The sequence below is a fragment of the Labrenzia sp. VG12 genome (genome assembly GCF_002237595.1).
In the GTDB taxonomy this organism is placed as follows: Bacteria; Pseudomonadota; Alphaproteobacteria; order Rhizobiales; family Stappiaceae; genus Roseibium.
In genome coordinates this window covers 1,675,724-1,696,985 of sequence record NZ_CP022529.1, presented here as the reverse complement: position 1 = coordinate 1,696,985, position 21,262 = coordinate 1,675,724, and the positions used below count along the sequence as shown (strand labels likewise).

At 59.3% G+C, this 21,262-nt stretch carries 20 protein-coding genes and 1 pseudogene; 9 read left to right on the top strand and 12 right to left on the bottom strand.

Annotated features, from left to right (window positions below):
• Nucleotides 1–9 precede the first annotated feature (9 nt).
• Entirely contained in the window at nucleotides 10–1,314 is a 1,305-nt protein-coding gene (locus tag CHH27_RS07760) for a replication-associated recombination protein A (RefSeq protein ID WP_094071080.1), read from the top strand.
• A 69-nt stretch (nucleotides 1,315–1,383) separates the two neighbouring features.
• Here CHH27_RS07760 and CHH27_RS07755 read toward each other — a convergent pair.
• A pseudogene (locus CHH27_RS07755) lies at nucleotides 1,384–2,235 on the bottom strand (adenylate/guanylate cyclase domain-containing protein); the annotation flags it as partial.
• 467 nt (nucleotides 2,236–2,702) lie between these two features.
• Here CHH27_RS07755 and CHH27_RS07750 point away from each other — a divergent pair.
• The 6 genes from CHH27_RS07750 (at nucleotide 2,703) to CHH27_RS07725 (ending at nucleotide 9,292) form a co-directional block, all read left to right on the top strand.
• The gene (locus tag CHH27_RS07750) at nucleotides 2,703–5,096 is read left to right on the top strand and encodes a patatin-like protein (protein ID WP_094071079.1); all 2,394 of its coding nucleotides are present in this window, start codon (nucleotides 2,703–2,705) and stop codon (nucleotides 5,094–5,096) included.
• Between the two features lie 101 nt (nucleotides 5,097–5,197).
• Nucleotides 5,198–5,977: a sterol desaturase family protein gene (locus CHH27_RS07745; protein WP_094071078.1), complete on the top strand. Its 780-nt coding sequence runs from the start codon at nucleotides 5,198–5,200 to the stop codon at nucleotides 5,975–5,977.
• Nucleotides 5,977–6,750, top strand: a complete 774-nt coding sequence (locus CHH27_RS07740) for a sterol desaturase family protein (protein ID WP_094071077.1) — start codon at nucleotides 5,977–5,979, stop codon at nucleotides 6,748–6,750. The genes CHH27_RS07745 and CHH27_RS07740 overlap by 1 nt, the downstream gene beginning before the upstream one ends.
• Before the next feature lie 73 nt (nucleotides 6,751–6,823).
• Entirely contained in the window at nucleotides 6,824–7,612 is a 789-nt protein-coding gene (locus CHH27_RS07735) for a sterol desaturase family protein (protein ID WP_094071076.1), read from the top strand.
• Between the two features lie 157 nt (nucleotides 7,613–7,769).
• Nucleotides 7,770–8,153: a fluoride efflux transporter CrcB gene (crcB, locus tag CHH27_RS07730; protein WP_094071075.1), complete on the top strand. Its 384-nt coding sequence runs from the start codon at nucleotides 7,770–7,772 to the stop codon at nucleotides 8,151–8,153.
• A 119-nt stretch (nucleotides 8,154–8,272) separates the two neighbouring features.
• Nucleotides 8,273–9,292 (top strand): RluA family pseudouridine synthase, encoded by a 1,020-nt coding sequence (locus tag CHH27_RS07725; RefSeq protein ID WP_094071074.1) that lies wholly within the window; start codon nucleotides 8,273–8,275, stop codon nucleotides 9,290–9,292.
• 17 nt (nucleotides 9,293–9,309) lie between these two features.
• Here CHH27_RS07725 and CHH27_RS07720 read toward each other — a convergent pair whose 3' ends face one another.
• From CHH27_RS07720 to CHH27_RS07715, 3 genes are all read right to left on the bottom strand, one after another.
• Nucleotides 9,310–9,801: an ATP-binding protein gene (locus CHH27_RS07720; RefSeq protein WP_094071073.1), complete on the bottom strand. Its 492-nt coding sequence runs from the start codon at nucleotides 9,799–9,801 to the stop codon at nucleotides 9,310–9,312.
• A 29-nt stretch (nucleotides 9,802–9,830) separates the two neighbouring features.
• Nucleotides 9,831–10,001: a hypothetical protein gene (locus tag CHH27_RS27930; RefSeq protein ID WP_198338376.1), complete on the bottom strand. Its 171-nt coding sequence runs from the start codon at nucleotides 9,999–10,001 to the stop codon at nucleotides 9,831–9,833.
• A 73-nt stretch (nucleotides 10,002–10,074) separates the two neighbouring features.
• Nucleotides 10,075–11,310, bottom strand: coding sequence for a tlde1 domain-containing protein (locus CHH27_RS07715; protein WP_247646204.1), 1,236 nt, complete (start codon nucleotides 11,308–11,310; stop codon nucleotides 10,075–10,077).
• A gap of 523 nt (nucleotides 11,311–11,833) precedes the next feature.
• Between CHH27_RS07715 and CHH27_RS07710 the strand changes: the two genes are divergently transcribed.
• Both CHH27_RS07710 and CHH27_RS07705 read left to right on the top strand, forming a co-directional pair.
• Nucleotides 11,834–12,514, top strand: coding sequence for an HAD-IA family hydrolase (locus CHH27_RS07710; protein ID WP_094071072.1), 681 nt, complete (start codon nucleotides 11,834–11,836; stop codon nucleotides 12,512–12,514).
• Complete coding sequence (locus tag CHH27_RS07705; protein WP_094071071.1) at nucleotides 12,514–13,287, top strand: ATP12 family chaperone protein; 774 nt, start codon at nucleotides 12,514–12,516, stop codon at nucleotides 13,285–13,287. Before CHH27_RS07710 ends, CHH27_RS07705 begins: the two co-directional genes overlap by 1 nt.
• A gap of 80 nt (nucleotides 13,288–13,367) precedes the next feature.
• Here CHH27_RS07705 and CHH27_RS07700 read toward each other — a convergent pair whose 3' ends face one another.
• The 8 genes from CHH27_RS07700 to CHH27_RS07665 form a co-directional block, all read right to left on the bottom strand.
• A complete protein-coding gene (locus tag CHH27_RS07700; protein ID WP_094071070.1) occupies nucleotides 13,368–13,622 on the bottom strand; it encodes a hypothetical protein in 255 nt (84 codons plus the stop codon).
• 128 nt (nucleotides 13,623–13,750) lie between these two features.
• Nucleotides 13,751–14,095, bottom strand: coding sequence for a hypothetical protein (locus tag CHH27_RS07695; RefSeq protein ID WP_094071069.1), 345 nt, complete (start codon nucleotides 14,093–14,095; stop codon nucleotides 13,751–13,753).
• A 201-nt stretch (nucleotides 14,096–14,296) separates the two neighbouring features.
• Complete coding sequence (gene mgtE / locus CHH27_RS07690; protein WP_094071068.1) at nucleotides 14,297–15,721, bottom strand: magnesium transporter; 1,425 nt, start codon at nucleotides 15,719–15,721, stop codon at nucleotides 14,297–14,299.
• 76 nt (nucleotides 15,722–15,797) lie between these two features.
• Complete coding sequence (locus tag CHH27_RS07685; RefSeq protein WP_094071067.1) at nucleotides 15,798–16,529, bottom strand: proteasome-type protease; 732 nt, start codon at nucleotides 16,527–16,529, stop codon at nucleotides 15,798–15,800.
• A gap of 75 nt (nucleotides 16,530–16,604) precedes the next feature.
• Nucleotides 16,605–17,426 carry a transglutaminase family protein gene (locus tag CHH27_RS07680; protein ID WP_094071066.1) on the bottom strand — a complete coding sequence of 274 codons (822 nt, stop codon included), beginning with the start codon at nucleotides 17,424–17,426 and terminating at the stop codon, nucleotides 16,605–16,607.
• 24 nt (nucleotides 17,427–17,450) lie between these two features.
• Nucleotides 17,451–18,401: an alpha-E domain-containing protein gene (locus tag CHH27_RS07675; RefSeq protein WP_094071065.1), complete on the bottom strand. Its 951-nt coding sequence runs from the start codon at nucleotides 18,399–18,401 to the stop codon at nucleotides 17,451–17,453.
• 7 nt (nucleotides 18,402–18,408) lie between these two features.
• Entirely contained in the window at nucleotides 18,409–19,833 is a 1,425-nt protein-coding gene (locus CHH27_RS07670) for a circularly permuted type 2 ATP-grasp protein (RefSeq protein WP_094074589.1), read from the bottom strand.
• A gap of 288 nt (nucleotides 19,834–20,121) precedes the next feature.
• On the bottom strand, nucleotides 20,122–21,072 hold the full coding sequence (locus CHH27_RS07665) for an OmpA family protein (protein WP_094071064.1): 951 nt from the start codon (nucleotides 21,070–21,072) through the stop codon (nucleotides 20,122–20,124).
• Between the last annotated feature and the right edge of the window lie 190 nt (nucleotides 21,073–21,262).

Below are 21,262 nucleotides of genomic sequence, written 5' to 3'. Positions count from 1 at the left end.
GATTACCCCGTGAGCGACCTTTTTGAAGCGTCCGGATTGAGCCAGGCCGGTCCGCGTCCGCTTGCTGACCGGATGCGGCCGACGCAGCTTGCCGACGTGGTCGGGCAGGATCACCTGCTTGGACCGGATGGCACTCTGACGCGCATGCTGAAAACGCGGTCGCTCGGGTCGCTGATCTTCTGGGGGCCACCTGGGACAGGCAAAACCACGATTGCCCGGCTCCTGGCCAATGAGACGGATCTGGCGTTCGAGCAGATCTCCGCGATCTTTTCGGGCGTTGCGGATCTCAAGAAGGTTTTCGAGGGAGCGCGGGCGCGGCGCATGGGCGGCCGGGCGACGCTGCTCTTTGTCGACGAGATCCATCGTTTCAACCGGGCGCAACAGGACAGTTTCCTGCCGGTGATGGAAGACGGCACGATCACGCTGGTCGGAGCAACCACGGAAAATCCGTCCTTCGAACTCAATGCGGCCTTGCTGTCACGGTCACATGTGATGACCTTTCAGTCCCTGTCGCTGGAAGCGATTGAAAAGCTGCTCGGCCGGGCCGAGGAAGAAGAAGGCAAGTCCCTTCCGCTGGACGAGGAAGCGCGGCAGGTTCTGATCCGCATGGCGGACGGAGACGGCCGGTCTTCGTTGACACTGGCCGAGGATGTCTGGCGGGCCGCCGATGAGGGCGAGGTGTTTGATGCCGAGCGCCTGCAGGAAATCGTGCAGCGGCGGGCACCGATCTACGACAAGGGCGCCGACGGTCACTACAATCTGATCTCGGCCTTGCACAAGTCTGTTCGCGGCTCAGACCCGGATGCCGCGCTTTACTGGTTCTGCCGCATGCTGGATGGCGGTGAGGATCCGATGTTTCTCGCCCGGCGTCTCATCCGAATGGCCGTGGAGGATATCGGTCTAGCGGATCCGAATGCGCTGGTACAGGCAAATGCCTCGCGCGATGCCTATCAGATGCTGGGATCTCCAGAAGGAGAGCTGGCCCTGGCGCAGACGGTCATCTATCTGGCAACAGCGCCCAAGTCCAACGGGGCCTATGTCGCTTACAAGGCCGCGATGCGCGATGCCAAATCCAGCGGTTCGCTGCTGCCCCCAAAACACATCCTGAACGCGCCGACCAAGCTGATGAAAGAGGAAGGCTACGGTACGGGCTACCAATATGATCACGATGCGCCGGACGGTTTTTCCGGTCAGGACTACTTCCCGGAACAGATGGGCCGCAAGAGCTACTACGACCCGCCGCAGCGCGGGTTTGAACGTGAACTGCGGAAGCGGCTGGACTACTGGGACAAGCTCCGCAAGGAACGCGGCTGAGATCGCCTCGCAATCAACGATGCCGACCCGCGTGGCTTCGCCCCGCAGGACACAGTCAGGTCCGTTCCATCAGGACTTGTCGGTGCTGAGCCGGTCGAGCGCCGTCTTGAGGGACGCAATGAGATTGTCACGCACATCGGGACTGATGGTGTCAGGCAGCCCCTGGGCAAGGTCGGACAGTTGCTGGGTGACGGCGGAGAGGTCGAGAACGCGCTGTTCGCTCACCGGTTCCTTTAATCCAATCACTTCATAGGTGGTCACCGGATAGGCAATGCCCTTGACTGTGACTTCACCGTTCTCGGCGCATTTGATGTGGTCCTTGACCTGGGAATAGGTCTCGAAGGAGATCAGGACCGAACCGGGCATTGCCAGGCTTTCCAGACGGGACGCCGTGTTCACCCCGCGGCCAATGATCGTGTAATCGAGCCTGTTGTCGCTGCCGAAATTGCCGACCGTGCAATAGTCCGTGTGGATGCCCATGCGGCATTTCAGCGGTTTTGCAATGCCGGCTTCCTGCCAGACCGCCTGAAGGTCTTTCATGCGCGCCTGCATCTCGATCGCCATGCGCACGCAGGCGAGGGCGTCTTCCGTCACGCCACGGGTTTCCGGATCACCGAAGAAAATCAGAATCGCATCGCCGACATACTTGTCGATGGTGGCGCCATGTTTGAGCGCGATATTCGACATCTCCGTCAGGTATTGATTGAGGACGGAGGTCAGTTCTTCCGATTCAAGCCGGTCGGCAGTCTCCGTGAAATCCGCGATATCGGAGAAAAACACGGTTAGTTTCTTGCGGCTCGACTCGATCTTGACTTCCTGGCGGCCTTCGAAAATCGATTGATACACCTGCGGCGACAGGTATTTGGCCAGTTGCTGGGAGAGATTTTCCAGCCGGATGGACTGATCGGCCAACTGGTCCTCGACCGCTTCACCATGCTCGATCGTCGCCTCGTAAAGGACACGCAGATCTTCCAGCTCGGATCGCAGATTTTCGTTTTCCTCGCGCAGATCAAGAAGAACAGAAGAGTCCGCGCCGTCTGCTTTCGCATCGGAGGTCTGCGCTTTTGTCTTGCTTGCCTTGGCCATATCGGTCTGCGTGGTCGTCATCGGGGCGTCGATGTGGTTCCAGTAAAGTGAAGAAATCAGAATCACCTTGGAAATCTAGGAGCATCTTAGCGGAAGACGACTGGCAGGACTGCGAAATTTGTAATCTTTTGTATCGCGTTGGTTTCTCGCGACGATGTTTTACACTTTTCCCCACCAGTAAAGTGATCGGAAATGATCGCTGTTGGAGAACGTGCCTCTTTGGTGCTCCAATTTGATAGCCAGATAAAGAATGTAACCATTTTTTTGATCCAGAATCGCACCCTGGCTGTCATGGTGATTGCATGAAGGAAATCGAACTCAGACTGGCGCTTGTGCTCTATGGCGGTGTTTCGCTGGCCATCTACATGCATGGGGTCAGCCGCGAGATCCTGAACCTTGTGCGGGCCTCAAGTTTCCGGCTGGACCGCAAGAGCACCAACCAGGTACAGCGGGCGGATTCTCAGGAGCTGCCTCCCGTGCAGAGCGCCTATCGTGACCTGCTCGATCTCCTGTCCTCCGTCGCCGATATCAGGGTCGTCGTCGATTCCATTGCCGGTGCGTCCGCAGGCGGCGTCAATGGCATCATGCTGGCGCGGGCGTTGGCACATGACCTGCCGCTCGACAGCCACAGTGAGATGTGGCTCAAGAATGCCGATGTCACGCGCCTGGCGCGTCCGCAAAACGGTCTTTCCCGCTATCTGAAGATCTCGATTTCCCCGGTGCTCGACCAGCTGATCTCTTCGCGGCTGGACAAGCAGATCGAAAGCGCCGAAACGCGCGAAAAACTGCGCCTGTTCATGCAGGCGCGCTGGTTTTCACCGCCGTTTTCCGGCGAGCGGTTCATTGGCTGGATGCTGGATGCGTGCCAGAAGATGGAACAGGAGGCGAAGCCGGGTCGGAGCCTCATTCCGCGCGGCCAGACACTGGACCTTTTTGTCACCATCACCGACTACAACGGCGTCAAGCGCAGGATCCATCTGGATGACCCGGACTATGTTGAGGAATGGGATCACCGGCGGATCCTGAAGTTTCACGCAGCGCATCGCACGCCAGGTTATGTCGACAGTCAGTTTGACAGGGAAAACATTCCGGAACTTGTCTTCGCTGCCCGTGCGACTTCGTCATTTCCTGGCGCGTTTCCGCCGGCAACGGTGGCTGAAATGGAGCGGGTGCTTGCGGATCAGAACCTGAACTGGCGTCACAAGGACGCCTTTCTGGCGCGCGGTCTGAACCTCACCAAAGACACCATGGGCCAGCATTGTTTTGTCGATGGCAGCGTGGTGATGAACAAGCCGTTTGCTCCGGTCATCGATGTGATCCAGGACCGGCCGGCTGCTAGGGAAGTCGCGCGCAGGCTGATCTATGTGGATCCTGCTCCCGTTGAGACCGCCAGGGCAGGACAAGGCGGCGCAGAGCTTCCCGGCTTCTTCCGGGTCATCCTTGCGTCTCTGGCCCATATTCCGCGCAACGAGCCGATTGGCGACGACCTGATGGAACTGGAACGGAACAACCGGCGCAGCCGCTGGCTCTCCCAGCTCATCGACAGCGCCAGCCCGATGGTCGACCAGGCGGTGTTCGGCCTTTTGCCCAAGCGGCGCCAGGTGACCACGGACCTGCTGTCGAAATGCCGAAGGCAGGCCACGGTGGCAGCGTTCGAGCAGGCGGGCTTTGCGTTTCTGAACTACCAGTCGTTGAAACTGCACTCGCTTGCGGACAGGCTTGCGCAGCTGACGGCAAGGCTAAGTGGTCTTGAGCATGCGCGCGGTCAGGAAGAGGCGCTGCTCGGGCTGATCTCGGACCATTTCAACCAGATGACCGCAGCCAGTAAGGACCTGCTCGGTCGCACCGATCCTCACATTGTCGCGCTGTTGCGCGGTCTGGATGTCGACTACCGGATCCGGCGGCTTCGTGTTGCCATCCGCAAGCTGAACGGTTTCTACCACTATCGCCCGGGAGAAGATCTGCCACCGCCGGACACGGCGTCGCTCGACCAGATGAAGGCGCTTCTTTACGAACAGATCGATCATCTGGGCTGGCGCTGGAACGATCGCTTCTTCGGCGGTGCCAGCCGGGAACTGGCCAAGACCTTTCTCGCAGACCTGGAAGCGGGGTCGAGTGCAGCACACGAACATGTTGAACCGCTGCTGAATTCCTATGTCCAGATGATGGGACTTGCCGATCTCGACCGGCTCCAGGATGAGCTCTTCTCGGAAAGGGCGCGAGATCTGCTCGACAAGGACCGGCACATGTCCCTGATGCGGTCCTATATCGGCTTTGGTTTCTTCGACCTGATCACGTTCCCGGTCTTGCAGCGCAACGACTTTTCGGAAGTCACCGAAATCCTGGTCGACCGGATCAGCCCGCGCGATGCGACCAGCCTTTATACGGAAGGCTTTGATCTGAAAGGCAAGTCGCTCAACACCTTCGGGGCCTTCTTCAACCGGGGCTGGCGCGAGCATGATTACCTCTGGGGACGGCTCAATGCAGCAGACCGGCTGGTCAGCATCGTGTTGTCAGCTGCTGGAGAGGGCACTTTGCCGCAGCCGCAGGTCAATCAGGCAAGGGCACGGATCTTTTTGGCTGTTCTTGAGGAAGAGCGCGGTAAACTCACTGAAATACCAGAGGAAATTGAGCGCATCGATGCTCTGGTCCGATCGATCTTTCCCGATTTTGCCCATGTCGCTGAGGAGGTCTAGCGCAACATGAGCCAAAATCGGCAAGGGATTCCTTGACGTGAGGTCTGCAGGTTGGCTACCCACTGATGACAAGAGTGCAGTAGCCACGGATTGTCAGTTGAATGGATTTTTTCTTCGATAGTGTCGGGCGTGGCCCGCTGGCCTTTCTGGCCCTTTTCGGCTGTCTCTATGCCGCAAGCCTGGTGATCCTTTTCACCACCGGGATCACGATGACGCTGCTCAACCGCCGGCACCCGGACAGAAAGATCCAGAAGCGCGAGCCGACCCATGATGCGCTGAGAGATATCCGCTCCTCCATGGTGCAGCTGTCGATCACCAGTTGCTGTCTGTCGATCGGTCTCTATGCCCAGATGCGCGGCTGGACGCTGTTTGAGCCGGTCGCGCTGTCCTGGTGGTCGGTGCCGCTGTTCTTCGTCTTGTCCCTGATGCTGCACGACACCTGGTTCTACTGGGGACACAGGATCCTGCACACCAAGCTGTTCTATCGGTTCCACAAACCGCATCACATGACAGTCACACCGACGGTCTGGTCCAATGATGCCGGCTCGAGCGTCGATACGCTGTTTGCGCATTCCTATTACGCGCTGGTGCTGTTCGTTGTTCCAATGCCGCCGCTGGTGTTCCTGGGGCACCGGCTCTTCGACCAGGTCTCCGCGGCGATCGGTCATTGCGGCTATGAGCATTTTGCAAGCCCGAGCGCGCGCAAACCCTGGCCTTTGCTGTGCACGCTCTACCACGACCAGCATCACCAGTATTTCGTCTATAATTACGCCAACTATTTTTCCTTCTGGGACAGGTTCTGCGGCACCATTCACCCCACTTATGACGATCGGGTCGAAGGCTTTGAGGAGCTGTATGCCGGCAAGAGGGATCAGGCGTGATGGAGCTTCTGGTTGACTATCTGGTCGTGTTCGCGCTGACCTACCTTGCGATGGTGGCGGTTTATTTCGCGACCGGGTTCACGTTGCTGGCGATCAATGCGCGCCATCCGGAACGGCGCATCCAGAAACACCGCGATGGGATGAAACGCCAGGCGGAGGAGATCAAGGCATCGCTGTCGGCGCTGGCAACATCCTCCGTGCTGATGTCCGCCGGCTTTTTTGCGCAGCTGCGAGGCTGGGTACTGTTCGCGCCGCTGGAGCTCAGCTGGTGGTCGTTTCCGCTGATGTTCGCGGTCTGCTTCGTTCTGTTCGATGCCTGGTTCTACTGGGGACACCGGCTGCTGCATGTGCCGGCGCTTTACAAGTTTCATGTGCCGCATCACCGCTCGATCGCCCCGACCGCCTGGAGCAACGACTCCTCCACCACGGTGGATACTCTGATTGAGCACTTTTTCTATTTTCTGGTCTGGTTCGTGCTGCCGGTGCCGGCCCTGAGCGTGTTCGCGCTGCGGCTGTTCGACCAGATTTCCGGAATGGTCGGTCATTCGGGGTTTGAATATTTCGCGTCGAAATCGTCGCGTTTCCCGTCACCGCTGATTTGCACGACCTTCCATGATCTGCATCATTCGCAGTTCCACTACAATTACGGTAACTTCTTTTCGTTCTGGGACCGGGTCTGCGGCACGGTGCATCCGAAATATGATGCGCTGGTGAAGTCGATGGAAGAGACCGGCGAGATTCCGGACACGGAAGAAACCAAGGTCAAGGCCTGACCTCAAGACAACCGGGTAGCCCGCACGCTTTTGGCCGTGTCAGCCAACCGACCAACTGGATGTAAGACAAGACATGCTTGATCAAGCGCTGACAGTATTGCTTGAGTTTTTGCCGATCTATGCGGCTTGCTACGGCGTGAACGTGTTTCTGTATTTTGCGACCGGCTGGGTGCTGGTGCAGATCCAGAACCGCCACCCGGAGCGGCGTATTCAGCAGAACCGGCGCGGCGAAAAGCGCATGTGGAAGGAAATCCGCGCGAGCGTCTGGTCGTTGACGGTGACCGCCGGCTGCCTGGCAGGCGGGATTTTCCTGTCGATGAAAGGCTGGACGCTGGTAGCACCGCTGGAACTGACCTGGTGGTCGGCCATCCTGATGTTCGTGGTGTCCATCATTGCCTTCGACACCTGGTTCTACTGGGGCCATCGGCTGATGCACACCAAGTGGCTCTACCGCTTTCACGCCGAACATCACCGCTCGGTCGCCCCGACCGTCTGGAGCACCTATTCCGACGATCTGGTCGATGCCTTCGTGATGCAGAGCTATTACCTGTGGGCCGTGATCTTCCTGCCGATTCCGATCCCGGTGCTGATCGTTCACCGCCTGTGGGATCATTTCAACGGCACCATCGGTCACTCGGGTTTCGAGTTCTGGGCCTCGCCCATGTCGCGCATGCCGTCGCCCATGGTCTGCGTCACCTTCCACGACCAGCATCATTCCCGGTTCAAGTACAATTTCGCCAATTTCTTCTCGTTCTGGGACCGGGTCTGCGGCACGATCGACCCGAAATATGACGAGCAGGTCAAGGTGTTCGAGAAGCTGGGACAGCCGGTTGAGCAGAAGCCCGCTGCGCCGGGCGAATAGCCTACTCTTGTCATCCCGGTCTGACGCGCAGCAGCAAGACCGGGATCCGGTACCCCGACGCTTTTGTTGTCCGACTCGATAATCAAGTGAATACTGGATCCCGGCTCTGCGTTGCGCTTGGCCGGGATGACAAATTCAACGGATATGGGGCGCGGGTTTGAAACATCTCCTTCTGGTCATGCTTGGCGGCGGTCTCGGGGCAGGGGGGCGCCATCTGGTGTCGCTGCTTTCGGTGCGGCTGTTCGGCCTGGGGTTTCCGGTCGGTACGTTCACCGTCAACGTGGTCGGTTCTCTGCTGATGGGCCTGTTCATCGGCTGGCTGGTGAAACATGAAACCGGAAACCTGCAATCCTTGCGGTACTTCTTCGCCACCGGTTTCCTGGGAGGCTTCACCACCTTCTCGGCGTTTTCCCTGGACACGTCGGTCCTTTGGGAACGGGGCGACACCCATTTGGCCCTGGTCTATGTTCTGGCTTCTGTTCTCCTCTCCATCGGGGCTGTTTTCGCCGGTCTCATGATCATGCGGCACGTTGCTAGCTAAGAACTGCTTTCTTTCCGCAGCGATTCCGCCTATACGCAGCGGAATGATTTTGCCCCGCATGTCCGCGGTGGCCGGGGATTTGCGCGGCGACAGGCCCGCAAGCCAAGACTGAGAACAATATGTCCGCGATTGAACAGATCAAAGTGACCGCCGACGAGGCGGGCATGCGCCTCGACCGTTGGTTCAAGTCCCACTATCCGGGGCTCGCCTTCGGCCGACTGCAGAAGCTGCTGCGCACCGGTCAGGTGCGCGTCGATGGCAAGCGTGCCGAGACCAACACCCGCATCGCCAAGGGCCAGTTGATCCGCATTCCGCCGCTCGGCGTCGATCTGCCTGCGGATGACAAGAAAAACGCCCGTCCGAAATCGACTAAGCTGATTGCCGATGACCGCAAGGCCATCGAGGACATGCTGCTGTTTGAAGACAATCAGGTGATGGTCCTGAACAAGCCGGCAGGTCTGGCAGTCCAGGGCGGTTCCGGCCTGAAGCGTCATCTGGACGGCATGCTGGAAGCCTTTGCCGACCGCAAGGGCAACAAGCCGCGCCTTGTGCACCGGCTCGACAAGGAGACCTCCGGCATCATTCTGGTGGCGCGCACACGCCAGGCGGCGCAGGAACTCACCAAGGCGTTCCGTCACCGCAACACGCGCAAGATCTACTGGGCCATGCTGGCCGGCGTGCCGAAGCCGTTCCAGGGCCGCATCTCGACCTTCCTGGCCCGCAATGAAGGCGATGAACGCATGCAGGTCGTGCGTCAGGGCGACGACGATGCCCAGCACGCCGTCTCGCTTTATTCGGTGTTTGAGAAATCCGGACAGAAGCTGTCCTGGGTAACGATGAAGCCTGTCACCGGCCGGACCCACCAGCTCAGGGCCCATGCCGCGCATATCGGTCACCCGATCATTGGCGACGACAAGTATTTCAACATCGAGAACTGGGAGCTGCCGGGCGGCATTCAGAACCGGCTGCATCTGCTCGCCCGCCGGATCGTGATCCCGCATCCCTCCGGTCATGGCCAGATCGATGTGTCCGCGCCTCTGCCGCCGCATATGCAGCAGACCTGGAACCTGCTCGGGTTCGATGCAACGGACTACGATCCGGAAGTCGATGATCCGGACGATGCGCTCAACAAGCGGTAAGGAATAGGGTCAGAGCCCTAATCCGCGATGTGATGGATTTCGAGGGTGAAACCCTCGTCGTCCGTCGGGCGCTGGAAATGGGCGCTGATCCGGTCGAACTGGTCTTCTGTCACCGAAAACTGGTGTGTGCCGGCAGCGTTCCGCTGCCTGAGCCGCTCCTTGCAGACCGCGTCCGGAATGTCGAGAACGTGGAGCCGGTGCGTGCATCCCGACTTTTCGATCAGTTCCTTCATCCAGAGCCTCGCCTCAATCGTGTTGGCCTGAAAATCGAGCACGACTGATGTGCCGTTTTCCAGCAGCGCGATGATGTGAGGCGCCATGGTGCGCCGGAGCCGGCTGGAATAGGTCACGAAATCCCTGAGCGTGCGCATCTCCTCGCCGAAGAGACCTGCGAGCCAGGCGTCCTCGCGCAGCACCATGGTGCCGGGCGCATCGCCAAGCCTGTCGGCCAGCGTTGACTTTCCGGAGGCAACCTTGCCGCACAACAGGTGAAGGATAGGCGTGGTCATGGCGTGGGATACCAGCTCCTGGTCGGCTCTCAGAGACCCTGAAACAGGGCGGTCAGGATCACGGAAGCTATGGTCACCCCAACGACCCCGGCGACAAGCTTCCAGGCGTCCTTTCGCTGTTTGAGGCCCGGCCAGCCGATCGGTTTGATGACCTGAACGGCGGCGACCAGAAACAGCAGAAAGATAAGGATCTTGGTCAAGAAGACCTCCGGCGGGGCAGGAATGGCATGTGCCTTTCGGGCATAGCCAATCCGGGCCGCCGCCGCAAGGCGATTAGGCGCCTGCGCCCCGGTTCAGCTTGGCCAGATAGGTGGGCAGCTTTTCCATGGACGGCACAACGATCATGGTCTTGACCTTGCCGGCCTTGAACGCTTTCAGGAACTTGTTGTAGTCGCGGAAGGCAACGCAGCCATGAGAGCCCTTGGAATTGCGGAGCAGGGGAGTGTGGGCGAGCATGCCGTCGCGCCCTTTCATGGCAGCCCGGTCCTGGGGCAGCATGCGGATGGCCTCAACGCCATGGAACCGCCGTTCCCGCATGCGCAGGCGATAGATATTCGGCGGGGTCGGGCCGAGATTTTTCACATAGGCGTATTTCGGATTGTCCATCCGGTGACCAATGCCGGAATGTGCCTTCAGCTTGGTGCCGTCGGGCATATGCACCGTCGCGGCGCTGATGTCGTAGACAGCGACCTTGCTGGCGGGACCCGGCATACCCTTCGGTCCGCTGAACAGTTTTCCGAGGCCGCCAAAAACGCCGTTTTCGTCGTCTTCCGGGTTACCCGGGCGGGCATAGGCCAGAACAGGAGACGCATCTTCCGGCTTGGCTGTGCGGCGCGGCTTGTCTGCGCTGGCCACACGGCGCGGCGCGGCCGGTTTGGCACCTGGTGGCGGTGGAACAATTGCGCCCGGTTTGTCCGGAACCGATGTGGAAAGGCCGGCGACCAGGTTCGTTGCCGGGGCGGCTTTCACGTTAACTGTCGCCGAGGCGGCGGTGCCGACCGTTTGCAGCGCCGCGACCGTTATCGTCGGCGCCGGCAGATTGTGTTCTGTCTCAGCGAACTGATTAGGCTGTTCTGCTTGTGTGCGAGCCTGGGCAGCAAGCAGGGACCGCGCCAGCTTCAATCTGGCAAGTTTCACCGCCAGGGCAGACTTGGCTGCCTGCCGGGCTGCGTCCGCCTTCTGCCGCTCGACCTCCAGGAGATCGATGGAGGCTTGCGCCAGGCCTCCGCCGGCAAGGGGCGCCCTTGCGGCTGCGGCGACCTGCACCTGCAGCGTCTCTGAGCCGGCGTTGAAGGGGGGCGTTTCAATCTGCGTGAGTGTCAGGCTGCGGGAAGGGGCCTTGTCGGCCGACAGATGTGTCGGAGACAGGGTTGCTCCGATCCCGACAACCGTGGCCGCAAGGCCGGACATGAGCAGGGTTGCGCCTGCAAGCACAGCATAGAAGGTCCGGTCGCCCTTGCGCATCGCGTGACCTTTTTGCCGGCTGGTTTCCCGTTTTTTCCCTAGCATTCAGACAAAACCATTCTGTCGCGCAGCCTGTCATGGCCGCGTGTGTCAATTCGTATGTTTTGGTGACAAGCTTGCCCCAAACGATCGTGCCCACCCGCGCTTATGATTATCAGCCGTTAAGGTAACCAGTGCGTTTAGAAACGTGGTTAACCAATCCTGAAGCGCCGGATCGTGTGTTCGTTTCCCAAGATAAAGAGGCAATTTTCGGGCGCCTGCCCAAAATAGTCGATATCCAAAGATTGGCGGTTAATTGAAGGTTAATGCCGGTAATCTTTGCCTATTGTTAAAAGTACTAGGATCAGGCGTGAATTGGAACGATCGTCTGACGAGAATTGCCCCGTAGATGTTTTGGGCGACCGATTTCCTGTTGGTCACCGTTTTGGCGTTGGAGCATGATCTGCGTGTTTGGATATGCGGGGAGGGCGCTCCTTGTTTCAACAGGTGAACTTTCACAGGCAGATCTTGACGTTTCCCGCGAAACCCTGCACATGCGGGCCGCAACAGCCCCAAAGCCAGGTCCTTCATGTATCTGATCCTGTTTGATGTCGACGGCACGCTGGTAGACAGCCAGAACACGATCCTGCACGGCCTTGAGGTGGGATTTGAAGCGGTCGGTCTGGAGATGCCGGACAGGAAAACGGCTTTGTCCATTGTCGGCCGGTCGCTGGAGGAAGCCTTTCTGGATCTGGTCGGTCCGGAGCAGGCGGACAAGGTGCCCGCCATGGCAGCCGCTTACCGGCAGGCCAAAGTCAGCCGGCGGCAACAGGGACTGGATCTGGATCCGCTTTATCCGGGTGCGCGCGAGGCGGTTGACAGGCTGCATGGCCGTGACGAGATCCTCTTGGGGATTGCCACCGGAAAAGCCATGCGCGGGGTACGGCACATGTTCGACAAGCATGATCTGCATGGACGCTTTGCAACGATCCAGACGGCGGACACCTCGCCGTCGAAGCCACATCCGGACATGGTGCACCAGGCGATGGCGGAGACAGCTGTTGCACCTGAGCACACCGTAATGATTGGTGACACCGGTTTTGACATGGCCATGGCAAAGGCTGCCGGGGCGCATGCACTTGGGGTGACCTGGGGCTATCACGATCATTCCCGCCTTCGGGAAAATGGTGCTGACCGCATTATCAGCTCTTACTCAGACCTGGATGAGGCTCTGAGGGACATTCTGAAATTCGACAAGGAAACAATCTGATGCGTGACTTTCTTGAAGTTTTGCAGGAAGACGCGGCGAAGGATCCGGAACAGCGTGCCCGGGAACTGTCCCGGCGCGAATTGCCCAAGCGGTTCTACAAGGACGCAGCGCATGTTGCCGTCGACGGCGGCTACGCCATTCACCTGGATGGCCGCCCGGTCAAGACGCCAGGCAAAACGCTGCTCCTGCTGCCGAACCAGGTGCTGGGATCTGCCGTTGCCGCCGAGTGGCAGGCGCAGGAAAAGGAAATCAATCCGGCAAACATGCCGCTGACGCGGATTGCCAACTCGGCGCAGGATGCCGTCAGTGTCCGGTTTGACGAAGTCGCGGACGATATCACGAAGTTTGCCGGCAATGACGCGCTCTGCTATCGCGCAGACGATCCGGAAAGCCTGGTGGAGACACAGCGGCGCCTCTGGGACCCGGTCGTGGACTGGGCCGGGGATCTGCTGGGCGGCCGGTTCGTTCTGATCGAGGGCCTGATCCATGCACCGCAATCCGAACAGCTGCTGGCTGCTTATCGGGCCCGCATTGCCGACGAGACACCGCTCCGCCTTGCCGCCTTGCACACGGCGACCAGCCTGACAGGATCGGCCTTGCTGGCGCTGGCGCTAAAGGAAGGCCGGCTGGAGGCAGATGCCGTCTGGGCAGCGGCACACGTGGAAGAGGACTTCAACATCGAACGTTGGGGCGAAGACGCCGAAGCCACCCAGATCCGTGCCTACAAGCGGACCGAGTTCGCCGCCGCCGCGCTTGTTCTCAGGGAAGGGTGAAGGGCACTGCCTTTCGAGGAAATTCGGTTGATGATGAAGAGTCCTGGGTCCCCGCTTTCGCGGGGATCCAGGAAAGCTCATCACTTAAGCAGTTCAAGGCAATTCCCAGACAAGTAGACCCAGAGCATGCCTGGCACGAGAATTGTTGCTGCGTGCATCAGGTTAATTTTCCAGTTACGGCGGATCGATCTGAGGCCAACCACTGCCGCCAGTACCTGGAATAACGTCAGTTTTTCGTTCAACTTGATGTAGGCCGCAGTCGCAATCACTCCAAAAAAGAAAAGCAGGAAAGGGTACTGCGAAGTTGCTTCTACGCACGCAATTTTCGTGTCCATTTGATCCAATCTCAATGAGGTGTCTGTCAGCTAGAAAGAGCAGTTGAACCACCGTTCCTGTTCCAGCGCGTGAAACGGTTTCACCGTGAAGTGCGATGGGCATAACGCGAGATGATCGGTCGAAGACCTCAGCTGTCACAGTGATGGCCGGCATTGCCGCGCTTGTGAAACCGTCCAATCCAGTCACTTGCCTGGCTCTGTGAAATTCCAAGATTTTTGCTTAGGCTGAGAGCGAATGAGTGATCGGTCCGGTTGGGGTGCTTTTTTTCGTAAAGCGCCGCTACCTCTCGCATTCTTGCTTCCGGAAAATCCTCAAAGAAGGCACCGAACTCGCTGAGTGCCATGCTCCAGTGAACCCGCAGTGCTTTGCGAATGAACAATTCAGCATGGCCGTCGTCTTCCAACCGTTTGCAATAGGACTGGCAGGTCGCGTCGGCCTTTGGGAATAAAAGCCCATAATCTGATTTGCTCATTCACCGATTTTGAATTCATCCTTCGGACCGTGCAAGCGAATTTGCCGGTTGTTCTGCTTGCGGTCTGTCGGTCCGATTGAATGACCAAGGGGCGCTGCCTTTCGGCGAAATTCCGCTGATGATGAAGACACCAGGGTCGGGGATCCAGGAGACCTCATCATTTCAACAGCTTGAACTGGTGGCTGGCAAAATAGTCCTGTCTCACCCCAGATAGAACGTTGTCGCCATCAGGAAGAAGATCAGCACACCGAGCACGTCGTTTGACGAGGTGATGAAGACGCCGATGGCCATGGCGGGGTCGATGCCGATCTTGTCGAGTATGATCGGAACCGTGGCACCGACCATGGCGGCGAGGGTGGTGACGCACAGGAGCGACAGGGATGTTGCTAGCGCGAGGCGCATGGGCTCTTCCAAGGGAACCACAAAGGAGGCGATCAGCACCAGGCAGCCCAGGATCGTGCCCGCAATGGCGCCGTTGAACAACGCTGCCGCCAGTTCCTTCATCAGACGGAAGAAAATGTCGCCGGACCAGAGGGCCCCGGTGGCAATGCCCTGAACGGCAACGGCAGAGGCCTGAAGACCGGCATTGCCGGCCATGGACATGGTCACCGGGATGAAGGCGGCGAGGATCGCCGCCTCCGCCAGCTGATCCTCGTAGGAACCGACGACAGTCGCGGCAACACTGGCGCCGACCAGGCCGGCGAGCAGCCAGGGCAGGCGCCGGCGGACGATTCTCAGAACCGTGTCGTCCGCCCGCGATTCCCCTGAGACACCGCTCATCAGCAGCATGTCTTCATTGGCCTCGTCCGAGGCAATGCGCGTAAGCTGCTTGGGGGTCACGCGCCCGATCAGATGTCCTTCCGGGCTGACCACCGGAACGGTGCGCATGTCGCGTTTTCGCGCCACACGCAGAACTTCCTCCTGGTCGGTGTCGGCAGAAACCGTCAGGACGTCCCTGTTCATGATGTCCCGAAGTGGTGTGTCGGCAGGGGCAAGAAGCAGCCGGCCGACTTCGATGGTCCCGGTCAGCTTGCCTTCCCGGTCGGTGACATAGACGGTGAACACGCGGCGGATGCGGTCTGCTTCCGCGCGCATCTGGGCAACGGCCTCACCGGTTGTGCAATCTTCGGGCAGGGCAACGAATTTCCGGGCCATCACGCGGCCGGCCGTGTCGTCGGCATAGCTGCCGCGCGTGCCGATCTCGTCAATGTCCTTCAGGCGGGCGATCAGTTCGTCGGCGACGTCGTCCGGAAACTCGTTCAGAATTTCGACGGCGTCTTCCGGATCCAGTCCGTCCAGGATGTCGTGAAACTGTTCAAGCGTGGATTCCTCCATGAGAATGGAGCGAAATTCCGGTCGCAGCTCCGCAACCACCTTGATGGACGGGTTTGCCGGCAGCCACTGGAACAGTTTGCGGGCATGTTTGAGGCGCAGCCTTGTGATCAGCTGCATGACGTCAATCGGGTCCCAGCGCTTGAGAAGCTCGACCACCTGATTGCGCTTGCCGGCCTTGATCAGTTCGCGCACCGCAGTCTGGACCGCGTCGTTCTCCTCGAGCGGTTCCTGTGCAGGTTCGCGGGTCCAGGACAGATCCTGTAGGTCAGTGACAGTGCCTGAACTGTTCATGGATACGCACCTTACCGTTTGATCGAACCGCTTCTACTGCCGCATTGTGACGATCCGCTGACAGCGCGCGCGTTGCTCAGACCTCGAATTCGTCGATGTCGGCAAAGGCCTCGCGCAGCTTGTCGGACCAGCCCTGGGAGAGCTTCCTGAAATAGGGATCATCCTGCTCGATCCGGACCTGACGGTCCGTGGAATAGCTATCGGTGTTGTAAAGCAGCATGTCGATCGGCATGCCGACCGAGAGGTTGGACCGGAGCGTGCTGTCGAAGGACAGCAAGACGAGCTTGGCCGCTTCTCCGAGGCGCATGTCGGCCCGTGTCACGCGGTCCAGAATGGGCTTGCCGTATTTGTGCTCGCCGATCTGCAGGAAGGGCGTGTCGCTGCCCACCTCGATGAAGTTTCCGGCCGCGTAGACCTGGAACAGGCGCGGTTCCTCGCCCTTGATCTGGCCGCCGAGAATGAAGGTGACGAAGAAACTCTCTGCACTTGTGGCCAGGGCCTCGCCGTCAATCGCCTTGACCTCGCGCACGGCGCTGCCGACCAGCCGCGCCACCTGGAACATCGTCTTTGCGGTCATCAGGGTTGTGCGGTCTTTCTCCGCAGAGGAAATATGCTCCGTCAGCAGCGAGATGACGGCCTGGGTCACGGCCAGATTGCCGGCGGACATCAGCGTGATGACCCGCTCCCCGGGCTCTTCCCAGACATGCAGCTTCTTGAAAGTGGCGATGTTGTCGACGCCGGCATTCGTGCGGGTATCGGCGGCGAACACGAGGCCGCGATCCAGTTTCAAGCCAACGCAGTATGTCATGCAAATGCCCTTCGGGAACCGTTCAGTCAGTCTGGATCAGGAGATAAACGGTTTGTGGCGTCCGGAGCATGACGGTCACTGCTGTTGCTGCTGAAACGCGGCCTGCGCCACGTCGACCTCAACTTGCAGGTTTTCCTCCAGCCCGCCGAAACGGATCCCCCTGATCGGCGCAGCAGAACGGGAATCCAGGCCGACCGTCAAGCGAATATATCGATCCGTGGGGCACATTGTGTTGGATATGTCGAAGCCGGTCCAGCCGAGGCCGTTGATCATCACCTCGACCCAGGCGTGGTGTGCTTCGGAGGCCTGTTCATCTTCCAGCAGCATGTAACCCGACACGTAACGTGCGGGAATGGAAAGCGAGCGGGCGGCCGCGATGAAAATATGGGCGTGATCCTGGCAGACGCCTTCGCCTGCCGCCAGAACGGACGCGGCCGGCGCATGAGTTTCCGTCACGCCCACCTTGTAGTCGACCTTGTCGCGGATGGCATGCATCAGGGCATGGAAGCCGGCAATCTTGTCATGGACATCGGCGAGCGAGGCAAGCTTCCGGATTGCCTGATTGGCCTGGGTGAGGGGGGTGACACGCGTGTAGATCCTGTTGGGGGCACTTGCACCGGGATCATGGCCGATGACGCCGCTGGTATCGACCGTGTCGACGGTCCCAGTCGCCGTGATTTCAACGTCTTCGACGGGCTCGCTGCGTGAGACCATGTGAACCTGGTTGTCGAAAGCATCCTTGTATGTGGTCGCACGTTCGATCCCGGGGGCTTCGATCGTCCAGTTGACGATGGTTTGCGTCGGACCGTTCTCCGGCGTCAGCCGCAATTGCTGCATGGCGTTGGCCAGCGGCGTTTCATAACGGTATCGGGTGGTGTGTCGGACGGTCAGTCGCATGAGGCACCGGGTCGGGTTGAAGGGTCAGGCAAAATTATAGTCTTCGGAGAGCTGTCTTGCGAAGGCGTTGTTCTTTCCAATGAAGTCGTTCAGGAAGTCATGCAGACCCATTTGATAGATTTCACGCATCTGCTTTTCGGTGAGTTCCCGGGAGAGATCGGCTGCGAGATCGAGACTGGGTTCTCTTGAGCCGTAGAACTGGGCAAGGTCTTCTGCCGTCTCCGCGATCCAGTCGTAACAATGGGCAAGGGACCGGGGCATTTCGGTTCGCAGGATCAGGAACTCGGCGATGTTGTGAGCCTTGAGCCTGGAGTTCGGATAAGCGAAGCGATAGCTGCGGCGGCCACCAAGCGCGCGCAGGATCGCAGACCAGTGGTAGCGCTCCATGGCGCCGTCATCCACGATGTCGTTATCGGGCAGAAGCGCCCAGTACTGGGTGTCGAGGATCCGGGCGGTGTTGTCGGCACGCTCCACAAAATTGCCCAGCTGGCTGAAGAAATAGCCGTCGTCGCGCAAGATCGTGTTCAGCAAGGCACCGCGGAACAGATGGGCCCGCTGGTTCACCCAGGCCAGGAAATCCGGCAGCTTGTCCTGGGTGATCGACTGCGGGCTGGCTTCGGCAAATTCGATCCAGGTGGTGTTGATCGCTTCCCAGAGTTCAGCCGTGATCCCGGTGCGCACAGCGCGTGCGTTGTTGCGCGCCAGTTCCAGGCAGGAGCGGATGCTGGTCGGATTGTCCTTGGAAAAAATCATGTAGGACGTGACATGACGAAGCTGCAGTTCGTCGTATTTTTCCCTGTAGCCGGCTTCTGATCCTGTGTTTGCGAGGGCGAAGGTCCAATGGGTGCCGTGTTCCTGTCCGGAGTGGGACATGATGGCGCCGCGATAGGCGACTTCCAAAAGGCGCGTGATGTTCTGGGCGCGCTCGTGATAGCGGGACATCCAGAACAGGGACGAGGCGGTTCTTCCGAGCATCTGTCTTTCAGTCCTCCAGAACCCAGGTGTCTTTGGTGCCGCCGCCCTGACTGGAATTGACGACGAGCGAGCCTTTCTTGAGGGCAACGCGGGTGAGGCCGCCCGGCGTGATGCGCACCTGGTCGCCGATCAAAACGAACGGACGCAAATCGACATGGCGGGGGGCGACCCCCGAATTGACATGCGTCGGACAGGCCGACAGTGCCAGGGTCGGCTGCGCAATATAGTTGGACGGATTGGCCTCAAGCACCTTGCGGAACTCCGCTATCTCCCGCTTGGAGGCCGTCGGGCCGATCAGCATTCCATAGCCGCCTGAACCGTGGACTTCCTTGACAACAATGTCTTCGAGATTATCGAGCACATAGGCCAGATCGTCGCTACGCGAGCAGTTCCAGGTCGGCACATTGTTCAGGATCGGTTTCTGGCCGGTGTAGAACTCGATGATGTCCGGGACATAGGCATAGATGGCCTTGTCGTCGGCAATGCCGGTGCCCGGTGCGTTGCAGATGGTGACATTGCCGGCACGATAGGCATCGAACAGGCCGGGCACACCGAGCATGCTGTCCGGATTGAAGGTGAGGGGATCGAGAAACGCGTCGTCGATGCGCCGATAGATGACATCGACCTGCTTCGGTTCCCGCGTCGTGCGCATGTAGACATGCCCGGCATCCACGAACAGGTCGCGGCCCTCCACCAGTTCCACGCCCATGGAATCGGCCAGGAACGCATGTTCGAAATAGGCGGAGTTGTAAATTCCGGGCGTCAGCACAACGATGGTCTGGCTGGACTTGGCCGGATCCGGGGCAACGCTCTCCAGGGTCTGCAGGAGGTTCTCCGGATATTGTTCGACCGGGGCGACGTGATGGGTCTGAAAGAGTTCCGGAAACAGCCGCATCATCGTTTCGCGGTTTTCCATCATGTAGGAGACGCCGGACGGCGTGCGGGTGTTGTCCTCCAGAACGTAGAATTCGTTCTCGGAGACCCGCACCAGGTCCGTTCCGATGATGTGCGAATAGACTTTGCGGGCCGGGGTGAACCCAGCCATTTCCGGCAGGAAAGCTTCGTTCTGCAGGACGAGGTCAGCAGGGATTCTGCCGGCGCGCAGGATTTCCTGGCGATGGTAGATGTCATGAAGGAAGGCATTGAGTGCGCGCACCCGCTGGTCAATGCCCGCCGACAGGCGGCGCCATTCGGACGCGGAAATGATGCGCGGGATCGGATCGAAGGGGATCAGCCGTTCGGTGGCCTCATCGGCGCCATAGACGGCGAAGGTGATGCCGAGGCGTCGAAAAATCGTTTCAGCATCTTTGCTTTTGCGGGAGAGAAAATTGGAGGGTTTGTCTTCCAGCCACCTGGCAAGCCTGGAGTAGCACTGGCGTGGCCCCCCGGTCTCGTCGAGCATTTCGTTAAAAAACGTGCGGTCGTTCGACATTGCCTCCCCTTTGTCACTGCTACCTTCTTGAGCAATCATGACAAAATTCTGAAGGGTGTCAAAGTGCAATGTCGCGGCGTTGCTGCCTAGAATTTAGGCGGATACAAAAAATTGCGGCAAACCAATCGGTTTCCCAATCAAACACGCCCCTTGAGGTGAACGGCTTTGCAAGTTGCACGGCATACGGGCACCGGCCGGCTGGCGGACGGTGGGCCTTGCTGTTCAGTTTGTCAGCAGTCCGGCGATGGGCAAGATCTGTGGTGCACGTCTTGCCCGATGTCCGATAGCCTAGGTCATCTTGGTGCGGCCGGTCGAGATGACCGTCACGTCACCGTATTTTCGACCCGTCCAGACGTGGAGGCCAGTGCCGACACCCAGCATGGGGATCGTGTAAAGGCCCTTTTTCACGAATCCCTTGTTCTTGGTGATCTCGATCGCCGCATGGCTCAGTTCTTCGTATTTCTCCATGGTCGAGACGATCTTGCCGATCCCTTTCAGGCCCTTCAGCACATCGCCTAGCTTGCCGCCGATCGCCAGGTCGAGGTCCCAGTCCGACCATTCACCCTTCTTGTTGAACTCATGCGGTGACTTCACACCATGGGCCACGATGACAATCGCCCCGACGCTGCCACCCAGACCGCCACCGATTTTCCAGCCATCGGCCATCAGGTCGACATAGTCGACAAAACCGCCATCATCCGCGCTTGCCCGGTAGATACGCCCATTCCAGTTGTAGCGACCGACCGCGACCAGATCTCCAGAGTGGCTTTCACCGATGCCGACCCACATGGTGGAGGCCTTTTTCGGCTTCGGCTTCATCTTTTTCGGGGTCTTGATGACCTTGGGATTGGGCGGTGTCGGAATGGAATGCACGTAGATCATGACCGCCCGGAACTGGCCGTCCTCGACGCCGTCTTCCTGGCCCATTTCCTCGGCCAGCGATTCCCCGAGACCATCGACCAGGTCGAACGGAAAACTTTTCTGCAGGGCCTCTTCAAGGAAGAGCTGGACCGCGGTGGCCCTTTTCTTGGACAGCGCCTTGTTGAAGGCGGCCTTGCCGCTTCTGCTGGACAGGCCGACCACGCTGATGCTGCCATTGCCGCGCAGCAGTGGAACGACGTGGCGCCGGAGCCAGGCCTTGTGCTCTTCCTTGAGGCTTGACTGGCTGATGTCAAAAAACTGGAGGCGTGCGAGTGTGACAGGGCCTTCACTGTGTTCTACAACGAACTTTTCGGACATGATTTACTCCGACTGAAAAAACGGGAACCGTCCTTGATGCGGCGCGTTTGAGAAGTCTGGCCGAAACGGCCGAAATGCAAAGGTTCCCGCAACTAAATCGACAGGTATCGTAACGCCGTAACGCTACGTCAGAACGATGGCGAGGCAAAGCACATCCTGGTTCACATCCGGAAGAATTTGGCAGGAGTGT

What these genes read in the sequence shown, in the direction of transcription:
- mgtE (WP_094071068.1), bottom strand. Translation starts at nt 15,721, where the DNA reads ATGAACAGTTCAGGCACTGTCACTGACCTACAGGATCTGTCCTGGACC.
- CHH27_RS07685 (WP_094071067.1), bottom strand. Translation starts at nt 16,529, where the DNA reads ATGACATACTGCGTTGGCTTGAAACTGGATCGCGGCCTCGTGTTCGCC.
- CHH27_RS07725 (WP_094071074.1), top strand. Translation starts at nt 8,273, where the DNA reads ATGTCCGCGATTGAACAGATCAAAGTGACCGCCGACGAGGCGGGCATG.
- CHH27_RS07750 (WP_094071079.1), top strand. Translation starts at nt 2,703, where the DNA reads ATGAAGGAAATCGAACTCAGACTGGCGCTTGTGCTCTATGGCGGTGTT.
- CHH27_RS07740 (WP_094071077.1), top strand. Translation starts at nt 5,977, where the DNA reads ATGGAGCTTCTGGTTGACTATCTGGTCGTGTTCGCGCTGACCTACCTT.
- CHH27_RS07735 (WP_094071076.1), top strand. Translation starts at nt 6,824, where the DNA reads ATGCTTGATCAAGCGCTGACAGTATTGCTTGAGTTTTTGCCGATCTAT.
- CHH27_RS07705 (WP_094071071.1), top strand. Translation starts at nt 12,514, where the DNA reads ATGCGTGACTTTCTTGAAGTTTTGCAGGAAGACGCGGCGAAGGATCCG.
- CHH27_RS07665 (WP_094071064.1), bottom strand. Translation starts at nt 21,072, where the DNA reads ATGTCCGAAAAGTTCGTTGTAGAACACAGTGAAGGCCCTGTCACACTC.
- CHH27_RS07720 (WP_094071073.1), bottom strand. Translation starts at nt 9,801, where the DNA reads ATGACCACGCCTATCCTTCACCTGTTGTGCGGCAAGGTTGCCTCCGGA.
- CHH27_RS07680 (WP_094071066.1), bottom strand. Translation starts at nt 17,426, where the DNA reads ATGCGACTGACCGTCCGACACACCACCCGATACCGTTATGAAACGCCG.
- CHH27_RS07710 (WP_094071072.1), top strand. Translation starts at nt 11,834, where the DNA reads ATGTATCTGATCCTGTTTGATGTCGACGGCACGCTGGTAGACAGCCAG.
- CHH27_RS07700 (WP_094071070.1), bottom strand. Translation starts at nt 13,622, where the DNA reads ATGGACACGAAAATTGCGTGCGTAGAAGCAACTTCGCAGTACCCTTTC.
- CHH27_RS07675 (WP_094071065.1), bottom strand. Translation starts at nt 18,401, where the DNA reads ATGCTCGGAAGAACCGCCTCGTCCCTGTTCTGGATGTCCCGCTATCAC.
- CHH27_RS07695 (WP_094071069.1), bottom strand. Translation starts at nt 14,095, where the DNA reads ATGAGCAAATCAGATTATGGGCTTTTATTCCCAAAGGCCGACGCGACC.
- CHH27_RS07745 (WP_094071078.1), top strand. Translation starts at nt 5,198, where the DNA reads ATGGATTTTTTCTTCGATAGTGTCGGGCGTGGCCCGCTGGCCTTTCTG.
- CHH27_RS07670 (WP_094074589.1), bottom strand. Translation starts at nt 19,833, where the DNA reads ATGTCGAACGACCGCACGTTTTTTAACGAAATGCTCGACGAGACCGGG.
- CHH27_RS07715 (WP_247646204.1), bottom strand. Translation starts at nt 11,310, where the DNA reads ATGCTAGGGAAAAAACGGGAAACCAGCCGGCAAAAAGGTCACGCGATG.